This window comes from Pedobacter sp. MC2016-05 (genome assembly GCF_026239735.1).
In the GTDB taxonomy this organism is placed as follows: domain Bacteria; phylum Bacteroidota; class Bacteroidia; order Sphingobacteriales; family Sphingobacteriaceae; genus Pedobacter.
On the sequence record NZ_JAPIVT010000007.1, the window covers coordinates 74,829 to 90,161 of the forward strand.

12 protein-coding genes are annotated in these 15,333 nt (G+C 39.5%); 10 read left to right on the plus strand and 2 right to left on the minus strand.

The features are described 5' to 3' along the window. Positions 1 to 37: 37 nt before the first annotated feature. The 4 genes from OQZ33_RS11355 (at position 38) to OQZ33_RS11370 (ending at position 5,960) form a co-directional block, all read left to right on the plus strand. Positions 38 to 1,249: a glycosidase gene (locus OQZ33_RS11355; RefSeq protein ID WP_265799142.1), complete on the plus strand. Its 1,212-nt coding sequence runs from the start codon at positions 38 to 40 to the stop codon at positions 1,247 to 1,249. An 836-nt stretch (positions 1,250 to 2,085) separates the two neighbouring features. Beyond that, complete coding sequence (locus OQZ33_RS11360; protein WP_265799143.1) at positions 2,086 to 3,780, plus strand: DUF5060 domain-containing protein; 1,695 nt, start codon at positions 2,086 to 2,088, stop codon at positions 3,778 to 3,780. A 3-nt stretch (positions 3,781 to 3,783) separates the two neighbouring features. Further along, positions 3,784 to 4,806 (plus strand): glycoside hydrolase family 26 protein, encoded by a 1,023-nt coding sequence (locus OQZ33_RS11365; RefSeq protein WP_265799144.1) that lies wholly within the window; start codon positions 3,784 to 3,786, stop codon positions 4,804 to 4,806. Between the two features lie 8 nt (positions 4,807 to 4,814). After that, complete coding sequence (locus OQZ33_RS11370) at positions 4,815 to 5,960, plus strand: esterase (RefSeq protein ID WP_265799145.1); 1,146 nt, start codon at positions 4,815 to 4,817, stop codon at positions 5,958 to 5,960. Here OQZ33_RS11370 and OQZ33_RS11375 read toward each other — a convergent pair. Further along, a complete protein-coding gene (locus tag OQZ33_RS11375; protein ID WP_265799146.1) occupies positions 5,957 to 6,721 on the minus strand; it encodes an AraC family transcriptional regulator in 765 nt (254 codons plus the stop codon). The genes OQZ33_RS11370 and OQZ33_RS11375 overlap by 4 nt on opposite strands. Positions 6,722 to 7,124: 403 nt before the next feature. Here OQZ33_RS11375 and OQZ33_RS11380 point away from each other — a divergent pair, with 403 nt between their 5' ends. From OQZ33_RS11380 to OQZ33_RS11390, 3 genes are all read left to right on the plus strand, one after another. Next, entirely contained in the window at positions 7,125 to 8,324 is a 1,200-nt protein-coding gene (locus OQZ33_RS11380; RefSeq protein ID WP_265799147.1) for an AGE family epimerase/isomerase, read from the plus strand. Between the two features lie 142 nt (positions 8,325 to 8,466). Next, positions 8,467 to 9,882 (plus strand): glycoside hydrolase family 30 protein, encoded by a 1,416-nt coding sequence (locus OQZ33_RS11385; protein WP_265799148.1) that lies wholly within the window; start codon positions 8,467 to 8,469, stop codon positions 9,880 to 9,882. Positions 9,883 to 9,887: 5 nt separating this feature from the next. Further along, positions 9,888 to 11,453 (plus strand): carboxylesterase/lipase family protein, encoded by a 1,566-nt coding sequence (locus OQZ33_RS11390; protein ID WP_265799149.1) that lies wholly within the window; start codon positions 9,888 to 9,890, stop codon positions 11,451 to 11,453. A gap of 1,000 nt (positions 11,454 to 12,453) precedes the next feature. Here OQZ33_RS11390 and OQZ33_RS11395 read toward each other — a convergent pair. Beyond that, the gene (locus tag OQZ33_RS11395) at positions 12,454 to 13,515 is read right to left on the minus strand and encodes a hypothetical protein (protein WP_265799150.1); all 1,062 of its coding nucleotides are present in this window, start codon (positions 13,513 to 13,515) and stop codon (positions 12,454 to 12,456) included. On the opposite strand from OQZ33_RS11395, the gene OQZ33_RS11400 reads away from it, so the two are divergent. From OQZ33_RS11400 to OQZ33_RS11410, 3 genes are read left to right on the plus strand one after another with little or no spacing between them, the layout of a single operon-like run. Next, positions 13,508 to 14,149, plus strand: coding sequence for an alkaline phosphatase family protein (locus OQZ33_RS11400; RefSeq protein WP_265799151.1), 642 nt, complete (start codon positions 13,508 to 13,510; stop codon positions 14,147 to 14,149). The genes OQZ33_RS11395 and OQZ33_RS11400 overlap by 8 nt on opposite strands. 11 nt (positions 14,150 to 14,160) lie before the next feature. Beyond that, on the plus strand, positions 14,161 to 14,433 hold the full coding sequence (locus OQZ33_RS11405; protein ID WP_265799152.1) for a CBU_0592 family membrane protein: 273 nt from the start codon (positions 14,161 to 14,163) through the stop codon (positions 14,431 to 14,433). Then, positions 14,433 to 15,326 (plus strand): metallophosphoesterase family protein, encoded by an 894-nt coding sequence (locus OQZ33_RS11410; RefSeq protein WP_265799153.1) that lies wholly within the window; start codon positions 14,433 to 14,435, stop codon positions 15,324 to 15,326. The genes OQZ33_RS11405 and OQZ33_RS11410 overlap by 1 nt, the downstream gene beginning before the upstream one ends. Positions 15,327 to 15,333: the final 7 nt, after the last annotated feature.

Here is a 15,333-nt window from a genome sequence, read left to right on the forward strand (position 1 = left end):
TATACTATCACAAATAAAATTAATACATAAGAAGAGCATGACATCCATTTTTAAGAATCGTATAGCGCTTTTAGCAAAAGCACAGGATTTACTGATAAACAAAGAAAACCTGAAAGAAGAAGAGGGCAATGGAATATTCGAAAGATACAAATATCCAGTACTTACTGCGGCACATGTGCCATTAACATGGAAGTATGATTTCGATCCGACTTCTAATCCATATTTTATGGAACGCATTGGCTTCAATGCAGTGTTCAATGCCGGAGCGATAAAGTACAAAGGGAAATACATTATGGTTGCCCGCGTGGAAGGATCTGATAGAAAGTCATTTTTTGCTGTTGCAGAAAGTGATAATGGTATAGATGGATTTAGGTTCTGGGACTATCCCATTGTTTTCGATGCCTACGAAAATGCGGATACTAATGTTTATGATATGCGTATTGTGGAACATGAGGATGGTTGGATTTATGGTCTATTCTGCACAGAGAAGCGTGATCCGTCTGCTCATGTTGGAGACCAAACCTCAGCGATGGCACAGTGTGGTATAATCAGGACTAAAGATTTAAAAAATTGGCATCGGTTGGCAGATCTAAAAACTCCCTCCCCGCAACAAAGAAACGTGGTTTTACATCCAGAATTTGTAGATGGCCAATATGCCTTTTACACAAGGCCACAGGACAGCTTTATAGAAGCAGGCAGTGGTGGTGGAATTGGTTTTGGTTTATCAAAATCTATAGAGAATGCTGAAATCGACCACGAATTTATTCTTTTCAAAAAAGAATACCATACCGTTTACGAGGCCAAAAACGGGCAGGGCCCAGCTCCAATAAAAACCGAAAAAGGTTGGTTACATTTAGCTCATGGTGTGAGAAATACTGCCGCAGGTTTAAGGTACGTCTTGTACATGTTTATGACAGACTTAAATGATCTTACCAAAGTGATTCACAAACCTGGAGGATATTTCATCGCTCCAGAGGGTGAGGAAAGAGTTGGCGATGTTTCTAATGTTGCGTTTTGTAATGGTTGGATTTTGGATGAAGATGGGAAAGTTTTTATTTACTATGCCTCATCTGATACACGTATGCATGTTGCAACTTCAACTTTGGAAAAACTTAGTGATTATGTAATCAATACTCCAGAAGATGGTTTGAAATCTTCGTTAACTGTTGACACAATTGTGAATCTTGTTAACAAAAATAAAGCAACCGCTCTTGCAGAAACGCAAAACAACAAAAGTTTAACCTATTAGTGTATTCCTAAAGGTAATAGAATAGGAGTTGTAAAATATTTATTAATCACTAAGAGGACCTGTCGCTAATAAATAATAAACGGTTTGACTGGTGAAAAGTCATAAAGTATCATTCACGAAATATCCAGAGGTTCAATGTTAAATGCTGAAACCTTTGGATATTTTCCTCAGCTTACGCCCTAAATGATAGTTATAAATATCAGGATTTTTTGAAAGGGGCTTTCAATATGTGGAAAGCAAAATTACAGACGTATATTACCTACAGTTTATAATTTGATATATTTTGTGGAATACTCATTAACTATAAAAAATATTTTATTTCTATACTTAGCGCAAGTCAATTGATATTAAGCTATGGGTAAATTACTATCATCAAATCTAAAATCGTTGTCTTTTAGATATAAGGTAGATACTTACAGGCTTTAAGGGCAGAATGTTGATTTGATGCCCTCAGCTTATCAAATTATTACAGCAATATTAAACTAAAATGTCAAAATAAAAATCCTGTGACATATTTTCAAAATCATATTGTCCATATGAATTTATCATTATACGTTTATAACACTTGAAAATTTGCAATATAATAAGATGCATACCTATGCTCAGGATTTTGAAAACCAATGGCTATTGATATGCGGCGTCGTTTTATCTTTCAATTATTTAGCTTTTTGAAAGCAAATTATAACGGAAAAAGAATGGTGCTTCGCTTTTGCTGTACATGATGCAATTAAATATCGCCTCAACTCAGCAAATAATGAAGTGATTGTAATTATTGATGTGAATGTGCTCAAGCTTTAGCCGCTACTAAGCAAAACTCTCCAACAAAATAAATTATAATGATTAAAGAACAGATGATAAAAGGCTTTTGCACTATAGGATTTATGCTCGCTGTAATCAGTTTGAAGGCGCAGAACAAAATTATCGCTTTCGTTTTAGAGAACAGAAATGCGAAGCAATATGAAAAAGCAGAGTGGAAAATTGATTTAACTGCTGATTTTGAAAATCCTTATCTGCAGGAGGACATCTCGATGGATATGGAATTAAAATCTCCTTCAGGAAAGCGATTGGTCCTGCCCTGTTACTATGAATCTGGAGATACCAAAAAATCGACCTGGAAAGCAAGATTTATGGCGAAGGAAAAAGGAAAGTATACCTATAGGTTTCATCTGAAAAAGAACGAAAAACTTGTTTTCTCCACGGCTACTAAAACTTTCAATATTACAGGTTCCAAAAACAAAGGAATTTTACATGCGGGAAGCAACTGGGCATTTCGATTTGATAATGGTGATGCTTTCCGTGGTATCGGTGAAAATATTTGCTGGGAATCAAGAGATGATGATGATTCCAAATTCTTCAAGGCACTCCATGAGAATCCTAAGTACAATTATGAATATATGTTGCCGGCACTCTCCAGGCATGGTGGAAATTATTTTCGGACCTGGATATGTTCCTGGAATTTACCGCTGGACTGGAAGAGCGGTATTAATAATAAACGCTACACCAATTCTTCAGCTTATTTCAATCCCAGTGCGATCGCAAAAATGGATAGGCTGGTCAACCTTTCAGATTCGCTAGGTTTATACATGATGCTCACCTTGGGTCCGGGTTCTTATGATGCAAAGAACGGTCGCTATCAGGTATCCACCGCTGAGTTTTTCAAGGATCCAAGAGCTAAAAAACAGTACTATAACCGACTGCGTTTTATTGTTGCCCGCTGGGGATACAGCGCTGCAATTGGTGCATGGGAATTTTTTAATGAAATTGACAATGTCCAGTTCCGAGATAAGAACAATCCAATACCAGCTGAAGATATTGTGCAATGGCACAAAGAAATGGCTGAATACATGAAAAAAATTGATCCATTTAATCATTTGGTTACCACCAGTATATCCCATAGGGATCTAAAAGGTTTAAACAGTATCAGTGATATTGATTTTAATCAAAAGCATATCTATAAAAACAACAGGGCACTCCCAACGACAATTGTGAATTATACAAAGGAATTCAGTAAGCCATATGTGATCGGTGAGTATGGTTATGAATATGACTGGTCGAAAAACTTTGACCTTTTTGCCCAGGAGATGGACAGTGACTTTAAAAGGGGACTTTGGTATGGCCTGTTTTCTCCAACACCTGTTTTGCCACTGTCCTGGTGGTGGGAATATTTCGACAATAGGGGGACTGATACTTACATTCGTAAGGTGAGGATCATACAAGACAGGATGATGATGGCTGGGAAAGGTAATTTTGATATTTTTTCTGTCTCGTCATCTAATTCAGACATGGAACTATATAGCGTCAAATGCGGAAATGAGTATTATATCTATCTGTATAACCCTAAAAAAGAAAAACTCACAACCAAAATCAACATACCTTTAATATCTGCAGTCTATTCTGCAGAAAGATATGATTGTGAAAGTGGGAAATTCTCTGCATTAAATGACATTAAATCTATTGATAATAAGGCTCAGATTTCTACAGTGGTCTTAAATCCCGGTACCGATGCTGTTTATATTTTAAAGAAGAAATAAATTATGAAAATACTCAAATACGCACTTTGTCTTATTGTAAACCTCAGTTTGATCGGGCAGGTTAAGTCCCAGAAAACGGTAGTGATTCCGAAATTGAAAAAAGCAATCGGACCAACCAGGTTCAAAAGCCTGAATTATCTGTATGCCATTTCAGGAAAATATACCATTGCCGGCATCCATAACCGGGAACCGAATGCTGAACCCGCGAAATGGACTGTTCAGATAAATGTCACGACCGGAAGATACCCGGGATTATGGAGCGGCGATTTTCTTTTTCAGCAGGAAAATATTTCCAACCGACAGACGATGATCAACGAAGCAGCCAAACAGTGGAGCAAGGGTTCAGTCGTTAATGTCATGTGGCATGCCTGTAATCCTGCACTGGAGCAACCTTGTGGTTGGGACAAGAAAGGTGTACTTAGTAAATTAACAGATCAACAGTGGACGGAACTGCTTACCGAAGGAACCGTTATCAATTTACGCTGGAAAGCAATGATGGATGAAATTGCAGTTTATCTGCAACAATTGAAGGAGAAAGATGTTGAGGTACTTTTCCGTCCGTTGCATGAGATGAATCAGGGCGTTTTCTGGTGGGGTGGAAGGCCGGGAGCATCCGGTACGCGAAAATTGTACCAGCTCACGCACGACTATTTAACCAAAAACAAAAAACTGTCAAACCTGATCTGGGTATGGGATATACAGGATTTTAAATCTTTGGCAAAAGATGCAGTTGATTATAATCCAGGCCCCGAATATTGGGATATTGCGGCGCTGGATATCTATGATGATAAAAGTGGTTTTAGTCAGGATAAGTATGATATTATGGTAAAAGCGGGAGGGAACAAGCCAATTGCTATTGGTGAATGTCAAAAATTGCCGAGTGCAGGGCAGCTCAAAACACAGCCAAAATGGACTTTTTTTATGGGGTGGTCGGAATTGGTGTTTGAGCATAACACGAATGCAGAAATCAATAATTTAATAAATGCTGAAAATGTCATCACCCTTGATGAGATGAAAGGCTGGTAAACCGAAAGATGAAAAGATATTTGTTTATGCTGATACTGTTGGCTGGATTCCAGTCATACGCACAAAAGCCTCAAAATACTTATAGCGTACAGGGCTGGTGGGGGCCTGCTTCACCACCTTACTCACCAGTGGTTGCAAACGACAAGAGTATAACTTTCCGTCTCAAGGCACCGAAGGCTTCAGCGGTAAACCTGATTTTCGGGGAATGGGCAGTGAAGCCTGCTGCAATGACTAAAGATACGGCCGGTAATTGGGAAATTAAACTGACTGCTCAGCAGCCAGGTGTATATTCGTATCAGTTCTGGGTTGATGGCATCAATATTTTGGATCCCAAAAATCCGGTGGTAAAATCAGGTACCGAACTTTATGGCAGTATTGTCGAAGTTCCGGGGGATGAGCCAAGGTTTGATGAAGTTCAGCAGGTTCCTCATGGTCTTTTGCAGTACATTAAATACCAGTCATCTTCACTTCGGAAATTAAGGGGAATGACGGTTTTTCTTCCTGCAGAATATCAACAAAACCAACACCAGAAATTTCCCGTGTTATATTTAAGGCATGGAGGCGGGGATAATGAAACAAGCTGGACGCAGGCCGCAGGCAAAGCAGATGTCATCCTGGAAAATCTAATCGCTGAAAAAAAAGCTAAACCAATGATTATTGTCATGACCAATGGGCTTATAGATGGAAGCTGGGCCGGTGGAAGTTCAAAAGATGGCGTTGAGCAACTGGAAAAAGAATTGCTGGCTGATGTTATACCTTATATGGAGAAAAATTTCAGGGTCATGGCGGATAGAAAGTCGAGGGCCATTGCTGGGCTTTCCATGGGCGGGGGTCAAGCTTACATTATGGGGCTGAAAAATCTGGATAAGTTTTCTTACATCGGCGAGTTCAGTGCCGGGCTGCTGAGTGATGCTGCCTTTGACATAAATGAAAGAGTGCCATCAGTATTCTCGAACCCAAAAGAAGTTAATCAAAATATAAAATTATTGTGGATCGCCTGTGGTAAAGACGATTCAAGATATCAGGGGCACCTGGCGCTGGATTATATCCTAAAGGAAAAAGGTATAATTCATGAGTTTCATGATAGCCCGGGCGGTCATGAATGGCGCTTCTGGCGTGAACAACTCCATGAGTTTGTGCAAAGGATATTTTAAATAAATACACGCTTTCCACCATAATTTTCCCTGAATTCCTTTGGGGTACAACCTTTTTTGGTTTTAAAAGTCCTGTTAAAATTGGCCATATTGTTAAAACCACATTTATAGGCAATCTCCGCTACAGATTGGGTGGTGTCAATAAGCATTCTGCTGATATGACCCAATCTGATTTCACTAAGGCTGTCAACAAAGGTGTAGCCTGTCCTTTTTTTGATAAACCGGCTGAACGAAGCCTCTGGCATGTTGGCGATTTTGGCCACGTCCGATAAGGTAAGCAACTTATCAAAATTATTGTTCATATACTCAAATACCTTTTCGATACGCCTGCTATTGTAATTGAAATCCTCTTTTGTAAAGGTGGAATCGGAGAGCATTCTATTGTCTTTAGAAATGGAAAGATCATGCAGGATCGATAACAGTTCAAGCATAGAATGGAATCCATTCTTGTTACTTAAATTCAGGAGTCTTGGTGCAATTTTACTAATGGTATCAGCTGAAAACACTACCCCTCTTTTAGATTGTTCAAACATATTCCTGATAAAAGAAAGTTGGTTGCGTTTCAGGAGTTTTTCATCTAGCAGATCCTTGTGGAACTGAATCGTTACCTCTTTAATTTCAGTACTCCGGCACTTATGTGTAAACCATCCGTGGGATAAGTTGGATCCCACCAGCACTAAATCCATATCATTAATTTCGCCAATATGGTCACCAACAATACGTTCTGCGCCTGGCGCATTGAGCACAAGGTTGAGCTCCATATCATCGTGGTTATGCAGCGGAAAATCGAATTCGGATTTAGTACGTGAAAAAATTGTAAAACAGTCACTTTGTGTCAAAGGTGTGATTTCCCTTATCATATTATTTAACATGTTATATTTGGTATAGTGCTAAATTAAGCAAAATCCCGTCATCATAAAATATACATGTTAAGAAAATGGAGGAATATTGGTAAATAAATACTAGTGTAAATGGGGCTTATAATATAGTTTAAATGGTAATACGTGCAATAATCGGGTTTAAAGCCTAAATTTAATGTTAAATAAATATTTGATTTTGATAAAAATGTATTGATACTGTATGTAGCTATTTAATGTTTATATGTTAAAAAAGTATTAACACATAACTACTTGAAAATTTATTTTTGTTTAAAATATATTTTTAATGGACCATAAGCTATTGCATTTATCCCAAGAATTCAAAACTGAACTTGATAACATACTAAATTACTGGAAGACCAATACCATAGACCTAGATTTTGGAGGGTTCGTTGGTCAGATAGCCGAAGGTGAGTTAATTAATCCTGATGCTGAAAAGGGATCGGTTTTGAATGCAAGAATCTTATGGAGCCTTTCCGCGGCATACAATTTCAATGGCGATTTGCAGGATTTATATTTAGCCCAACATGGCTTCCAGTATATCAAAGAACACTTCATTGATAAACAATATGGAGGCGTTTACTGGTCGCTTGATCATACGGGAATGCCCAGGGATCGAAAAAAACAGATTTATGCCATCGCTTTTACCATTTACGGCCTTTCTGAATATTTTCTGGCAACAGGAGATAATGAGGCGTTGGATCTGGCAATAGTATTATTTCGAGATATCGAATCTCATAGTTTCGATCCTATAGATGGCGGCTATTTTGAGGCTTTTGCAGAAAATTGGGATCAAGTTCCGGATTTAAGGTTGAGTCAGAAAGATGCCAACGAAAAAAAAACAATGAACACGCATCTCCATATTTTGGAGGCCTATACCACGCTTTACAAAATATGGCCTGATGAACATTTAAGCAATCAGATCATTGGCCTGTTAGGTGTTTTTGATAAATACATTATAAATACAGAGGGACACCTAAATCTTTTCTTTGATGAGAAATGGAACAGGAAATCCAGTGAAATTTCTTATGGTCATGATATTGAAGCATCATGGCTACTGCTGGAGGCGGCCGAAATGATTAAACACCAGGAGCTCATTTCACACTTTAAAAGCATGGCCGTTAAAATTGCAGAAGCATCTGCAGAGGGTATGGATAAGGAGGCCATTATCTATGAATATTCTCCGGTAAATAATCACAGGAATGATGAGAAGCACTGGTGGGTACAGGCGGAGGCCATGGTTGGTTTCTTAAATGCATTCGAATTATCAAAGAATCGAGTTTTTTTTGAACTTTTTGATAAAATATGGAATTATACAAAGAAGCAGATAGTTGACCACCAGAATGGTGAGTGGTTTTGGGGGAGAAATGCGGATGGTTCTGTGATGGCAAATCAGGATAAGGCTGGTCTATGGAAATGTCCTTACCATAACAGCAGGGCCTGTATGGAGATTATTTCGAGGTTAAAGCATATGCAAAAAGATTAAATGATGCGTTGATGAGCCATACAGATCAGGCACTCAGGTATTACTTGGATGTTCATCAAAGACAAAATATCATTAAATGTTAAAATCCTATTAAAGTAATGGAAGGCTTGCACCTAAGTTTGTATAAACCAAGTATAAGTTTATGCCACGATATCCCCTTTCAAATTATCCGTCCAAGAATGCATTCCTGTTAATTTTGTTCTTAAATGCATTTCCATTTCTGCTCCTGGCACAACTTAAGGTGGAGAGTTGGGAAACCAGCAATGACAAAACGATGCTTTTATCAAAAAAGAATATTGCCGAGGCAGGAAATAATAAGGCGGAAGTGATTACCATCAACGCATCCAAACAATATCAATCTGTTGATGGGTTTGGTTTTGCGCTGACAGGCGGAAGCGCTCAGCATATTACCAAGATGTCTGCTACGGAAAGAAGCAAACTTCTGAATGAGCTTTTTGGAAACAGGCCTGGCCAAGTGGGGATCAGTTATATCCGCGTGAGTATAGGCGCATCTGATCTGAATGAATATGTATTTTCTTATGATGATCTGAAAGCAGGGGAAACTGATCCTGGGTTAAAGCATTTTTCCCTATCGCAGGATGAAAAAGATGTGGTGCCTGTGTTGAAGGAAATTTTAGCGATATCCCCAAAGATAAAAATTATGGGTTCTCCATGGTCCGCACCGGTATGGATGAAATCAAACAAGAATGTTCAGGGTGGGAGATTAAAGGATGAATATTATAGTACTTATGCGGACTACTTTGTGAAATATATAGAGGCCATGAAAAAGCACGGGATTGTTATTGATGCTGTGACTGTTCAAAATGAACCTTTTAATGATGGCAATACACCCAGCATGCAGTTTTTGGCTAAAGAAGAGCTGCGTTTCATCCGTGATCATCTGGGCCCAAACTTTAAACGTAAGAATATAAAAACGAAAATCGTTCTTTATGACCACAATTGTGATGCTCCGGAATATCCCATCTCAATATTGGCAGATCAGAAAGCGGCAGCTTATATTGATGGTTCAGGATTTCATTTATATGCCGGTCAGACGGCTGCCATGGGCAAGGTTCATGATGCTTTCCCTGGGAAAAACCTCTATTTTACTGAAATGATGGCGGTAAGCAAGGATGGTGGTTTCAATACCGCCTATCCAGTAGGAAGGATATTAATAGGTGCCTTACGGAACTGGAGTAAAAATGTGATTTTGTGGAATCTCGCGGCAGATCCCAGCTATAATCCTCATACGGACAATGGAGGCTGCTCAATATGCCAGGGAGCAGTGACCATAGACGGAGATAAGGTGGTTCGCAATCTTGCCTATTATGTCATTGCACACGCATCTAAATTTGTCCCTGTCGGATCGTATAGAATTGAAAGCAGCCTTACCACAAAGGTGAGTAATGTAGCCTTTTTAACTCCGGAGGGAAAACGGGTGCTTATCATTTCCAATAATTCAGAAGAGCCCCAATTGGTAAAAGTCGTTGAGAATAATCAGTCTTTCACTTACACTATAAATAAAGGGTCGTCGCTTACCCATATCTGGTCATTATGATAGAAATGAAAAAATTTCCAATTCTGTTGTTTCTCTTATTTTCTTCAAGCCTTTCATTCGCTCAGAATGATATTTCAAAGAACGGTGGAACGTTGGTCACGCTTAAGGAAGGTAAAATCAGGGGAACTGTTCTCTCTAGCAGTGTGCTGGCATTTAAAGGTATTCCTTATGCGGAGCCTCCGGTGGGTAAACTCAGATGGCGATCACCAATGCCCAAAAAGAAGTGGAATGGTATAAAAAACGCTATGGCTTTTGGTGCTCGATCGCCTCAGCGCAATACTTATGATGACATGGTTTTCAGGAGTGCTGAAGAAAGTGAAGATTGCCTATATCTTAATATTTGGAAACCTCAGATAAAGGATGGTAAGTCCTTACCTGTGGTGGTCTACATTCACGGAGGAGGATTTTCCAGTGGGGATGGATCAGAACCCAGGTACGACGGAGAAAGTATGGCCGGCAAAGGCGTGATTTTTATTACTATAAATTATCGGCTGAGTGTTTTTGGGTTTTTAGCATATCATGATCTTTCCAAAGAAAGTAAACAGGGGAGTTCTGGTAACTATGGGTTGCAGGATCAGAATGAAGCGCTGCGTTGGATCAAGCGTAATATTTCAGCATTCGGGGGAAATCCGGATCAGATCACCATTGCTGGGGAATCAGCGGGTTCTATGTCAGTTTCTGCTCAGCTGTGTTCACCGCTTTCAAAAGGATTGTTTCAAGGTGCGATCGGCCAAAGCGGCTCCATACTTGGGTTCGAACCTCCTGTTAGCCTGGCAAATGCAGAAAAAATAGGCGCCGAATTCGTAAAAGCCTGCGGAGCAAACAGCATCTCTGACTTACGTAAAATCCCAACGCAGGAGTTATTAAAAAGATCAAAAGATTACTGGTTCCCCTTGACAGTAGACGGTTATTTTTTTGTAGAACAACCACTAACTACCTATACCTATGGTCGTCAGATGGATGTGCCGCTCCTGGCAGGATGGAATACAGCAGAGCGAAGTATGAATGCTATTCTGTCTAATCAGAAACCTACTGTTGAAAATTATAAAGCCGGAGTGGATAGGGTCTTTGCTTCAAAGAGCAAAGAAATATTTGCTCTGTATTATGCGAACACAGATGAGCAGGTGCCTCAGTTGGCGACTGACCTCGCAAGCGATCGCTTTATTTCTTATTCTACCTGGAAATGGATTGATGTGCACAGCAAAACAAACGGTCATCCTGTATATCGGTATTTGTTTTCCAGAAAACGTCCTGCTTTTATCGGACAAGGATCTCATAATGCAGATATATTGGGGGCGGTACATGCTTCAGATATTGAATATGCCCTTGGAAATCTCAAGCTAAACAACAGTTATAAATGGGAAAGTGAAGATTTTGAAACTTCAAAGTTCTTTCAGTCCTATCTAATCAACTTTATCAAAACGGGCAATCCCAATGGAGCAGGTCTTCCCAGTTGGTTTGGCCTTCAAAGCAGTATTCCAAAAGTCATGATTATTGACGGGGAGAGTAAATCAGTACCTGAAAAAAATGGTAAAAGATACATGCAATTGGATATTGTTGTGAATCCTTAAGTGAAGCAATTAAGTGTTTCACTGCATTCTAAAAATGACATTAGCTCAAACGAGCTTAAGTATCTATAATTAAGTATATCAATCTGAAGGAAATTATTATCAAGATAACTGATTTTTTTTAAGAAATAGAAAATATGGATACAAATATGTAAGTATTTGGGAAAGTGGAATGCCGTATATGTACGGGTAAAATATCGGTCAATCACATTTGAGCACTCTTTCCTTGAGAATCAAACCCTACTAGTTTGACACGAGTAAAAGGCGACTACATAAATAATATATCCTTTACCTGATCTTTTGAAAGACTGATATTAATTTCAACGGATATGACACTAAAGTATAGCAATTGGGTTAAGTACCTAAATCAAATGCATCAGAACTCCAAGGAAAGAGTAGATAAACCGAATCCAAATGACCCCTTTTTGCCAAAAGTATTTTGCTACAATGCCTTATCTTAATGGCTTTATGTGCATCGATGCTCTCTTTTATTTTATCCTAATTGGATTCGCCCATGATTACAATGTTTTCTACAAGCATTTCTTTGAACCCCAAAATGTCAATAAAGTAGAGATTTCGCTAGGAGTGATCAACTCATTTCGGAATTCAGGATCAGTGTGTTTCGGTCTAAACTGATCATTTCAATAGATTGATAATTAGCATTATAAAGATAAGTCGTGTCCAACTTTGTACTGGTCAATCTGCTACGTAATCACGTGGTCGATGAAGCTGAAATTTCCAGGCAAGAGACTATATTTCCATAAAAGATTTTAAGAATCATGTATCCCTCTCGCTACATGGGGGAAGGAACTCGCTCTACATCGTTTATCCAGTCGTTGCCCTCTGTTACCTGCTAATGCCTAGACGTGCTTCAGTTTTCCAGCCTATTTTCGCATTCACTTTCTGAAATAAGCCAACAGTTGAAGTTGATTGGTCACACCTAAGCTAAAAAGATACTTAGGATGCGGATCAAGGATAAATCATGCATTACGCTTTGAATCGGCTAGAGACTTGTCAGTTCATTTAATATAAAGTGGTAGGCAAAATTAGCGCTGGTGTAGGCGCAATATTTTTGGTAATCATCGCTTTTGTGCTTATCGCCAAAATCTGATAAAGATTTAAAGGACATTACCGAAAGCGGTCTAGGTTTGGAACAGTTTTTAGCGGTGTAAAAAACACCATATGTTTCCATGTCTATGCCAATCAGCTTTCGGCTATGGCCTTTTATTTCATCAATTATCTTCTGGTTCTGGATAACTCCAGCTCCGCTGGCGAGTGGACCTATTCGAATGTTCAGCTCATGTAGTGGCTTATTACCCATCCACTTTTTCTTGATTTCGTCCAAATAATTTCTGTTAGTCTTGCAACTGAGCAACAACTCCTTTACGTCCACGTCGAGTTCAATAGATTTGTAATCAGGCTCAAAGATAGAATTGTCATGATCATCTGTTTTAATTTTCCCACTTCCGCTGTCGTAGGAAATCTCGGTGACTAAAACATCCCCAAAATTTGCGGCATCCTTGACGCCACCGGCGATCCCGGTCATGATGATGAATTTAGGGCGGAAACTGGTGATGATTTTATTGGTCAATACTGAGGTTGCAACCATGCCCATCTGTGGGGCCGAGGCTGCGACCACAGACACCCTTTTTTCATCCTTCTGGAAAATCCCTTTATGGTACTCTGTTGCATCGTTGTCCAGTTTGAAAGGTTCCCAGTTCCCGTTGAGGTTCAACACGGCTTCCAGCTCGGGCTCGCGGAGCGCAGTCACTATGGCGACATCGTACTGAAACGAATCAATATTTTGAAGAAGACTTCTTTTAGAATCGATTAGGTAGTTTATTTTTTTCTTTAGGAGTTTTTCCCAGCCGGTTGAAGATGGATCATATTTTAACAAAGCCCACAATTCCTGATCAAAAGAATCCTGGAAAGCATTGATATATTCATCATATTCGGAAAGCCCAACAATATGATAGGGTTTAATCAGTCTACTTATTCTTGAGATGTCCTGCAGGAAATCATTTCCGTTTTCCGCATTTGGGTCTTCTCCTTCTCTGTTGGGCAAGGGGCATGCTTTTGGCGACAGTAAACAGTATGATGATGCCGTTGTTGCTGCTGATCGAAGAATTGGGCAGATTTGGGCGGCTGTAAGGGAACGCGAAAAACATTTTAATGAAGATTGGATCATTGTAGTGACTACTGATCATGGCCGTGATCCAAAAAACGGTCGCGGTCACGGTGGGCAGTCTGATCGGGAGCGTTCCTCATGGATTGCAACGGATGCTAAACCTTTAAATATTTATGCCCAAAAAGGAAAGGCTAGTGTGGTGGATATTTTGCCAACTTTGACCACACATTTAGGCGTATCGCTATCGAATGATCAAAAACGTGAATTGGATGGTGTGAGTCTGATAGGAAAGGTTTCGCTCTATAATGTTGAAGCAAAACGAACGGGAGATATGGTAAATTTAAAATGGGTGAGTGGAGAAGATAATGGAAAAGTGAAGATATTACTGGCTAGCACCAACAATTATAAGCAAATCGGAAAGGGCGATAGCTATACTTTTTTGGCAGATGTGCCAGTAAACAAGGGTAGCTTTAATATCGATCTGTCTCAATACTCAAAATCCGAAATTTATAAAGTGGTAATTGAGGGGGCTCACAACACGGTAAACCGTTGGATCGTTAACAACAAATAATCTTAAACGCCATGCACCAATTAGTTTTGAATTCAATATTTGATACCCTTGGATGGATTGGTGCATTGCTTTTCCTGATTTCTTACTTTCTGCTCATCAGTAAACGGTGGTCAGCTACGTCGTTTGCTTTCCATCTCTGCAATATACTTGGAGGTGTTTTATTAAGTGCAAGTACTCTTTACGACGCATCCTACCCTGCAACTTTCGTTAATCTTGCCTGGGCAATGATAGCAGGTTATGGAATGTATAATGATCAGATAAAAAAACATAAACCGGATTCATAATGGAAAGGAGAGATTTTCTTCAAAGCTCGCTAGCCCTTGGCTTTGGGAGCGTGTTAACAAAAGTCAGCATAAAAGAGGGTGAAAAGCAAAAGCCGGTTTTGACAATCGCCCACATTACCGACGTTCATATTAAATCAAGTGATAATATTCCTAAGAGAGCAGCCGGATATTTAAAAAAGGCTTTATCCGCTCATGAGGTTGACTTTATCTTAAATGGTGGTGATGCTATTTTTGATGCATCTTATGACGATGTTACTCGCGAAATGGTTGCCGAGCAGTGGGCTGTCTGGGATAAGTTCATTGGTGAAACTGATTTGGAAGTGTTTAGCTGTATCGGAAACCATGATCCCTGGTGGAAAGCGCCGTCTAAAACAGATGAGATGTATGGACTTGATTACGCTGCGAAACGCTTAAAAATGCCGCACCGTTATTACAGTTTTGACAAAAAAGGTTGGCACTTTATTATTCTTGATGGTAATCAGAAGGGAACAAGGTTGGGTGTTCAGCAAATGGACTGGCTCAAAAATGATTTAGCTAAACTACAGCCCAACACGCCAGTGCTGATCATGTCTCATTATCCAATCCTTTCGTCAACTTGTGCTTGGAGTGGGGGCCAGCACGGAGATTACAAAGAGTTAAAATCGCTTTTTTTTCAACATAGTGATAAAGTAAAAGTTTGCCTGAGTGGGCATCAGCATTTGGCAGATGAAGTAAGCTATAATGGTATATCCTACTTCTGCAATGGTTCGTTGAGCGGTTTTTGGTGGGGTGAAGGCGATAAAGAATCGGCAGGCAAATATTATTATCAGGAAACGGCACCGGGTTATGCAATCTTAAAGCTCTACGCTGATGGAAGCGTTGAAAATCAGTATAATCCTTTGGAGCTTATTTAAACGGTAA

Excerpts from the sequence above, each read along its gene's own strand:
- OQZ33_RS11355 (WP_265799142.1), top strand. The coding sequence starts at position 38 with ATGACATCCATTTTTAAGAATCGTATAGCGCTTTTAGCAAAAGCACAG.
- OQZ33_RS11390 (WP_265799149.1), top strand. The coding sequence starts at position 9,888 with ATGAAAAAATTTCCAATTCTGTTGTTTCTCTTATTTTCTTCAAGCCTT.
- OQZ33_RS11410 (WP_265799153.1), top strand. The coding sequence starts at position 14,433 with ATGGAAAGGAGAGATTTTCTTCAAAGCTCGCTAGCCCTTGGCTTTGGG.
- OQZ33_RS11365 (WP_265799144.1), top strand. The coding sequence starts at position 3,784 with ATGAAAATACTCAAATACGCACTTTGTCTTATTGTAAACCTCAGTTTG.
- OQZ33_RS11360 (WP_265799143.1), top strand. The coding sequence starts at position 2,086 with ATGATTAAAGAACAGATGATAAAAGGCTTTTGCACTATAGGATTTATG.
- OQZ33_RS11375 (WP_265799146.1), bottom strand. The coding sequence starts at position 6,721 with ATGGAGCTCAACCTTGTGCTCAATGCGCCAGGCGCAGAACGTATTGTT.
- OQZ33_RS11385 (WP_265799148.1), top strand. The coding sequence starts at position 8,467 with ATGCCACGATATCCCCTTTCAAATTATCCGTCCAAGAATGCATTCCTG.
- OQZ33_RS11405 (WP_265799152.1), top strand. The coding sequence starts at position 14,161 with ATGCACCAATTAGTTTTGAATTCAATATTTGATACCCTTGGATGGATT.
- OQZ33_RS11370 (WP_265799145.1), top strand. The coding sequence starts at position 4,815 with ATGAAAAGATATTTGTTTATGCTGATACTGTTGGCTGGATTCCAGTCA.
- OQZ33_RS11380 (WP_265799147.1), top strand. The coding sequence starts at position 7,125 with ATGGACCATAAGCTATTGCATTTATCCCAAGAATTCAAAACTGAACTT.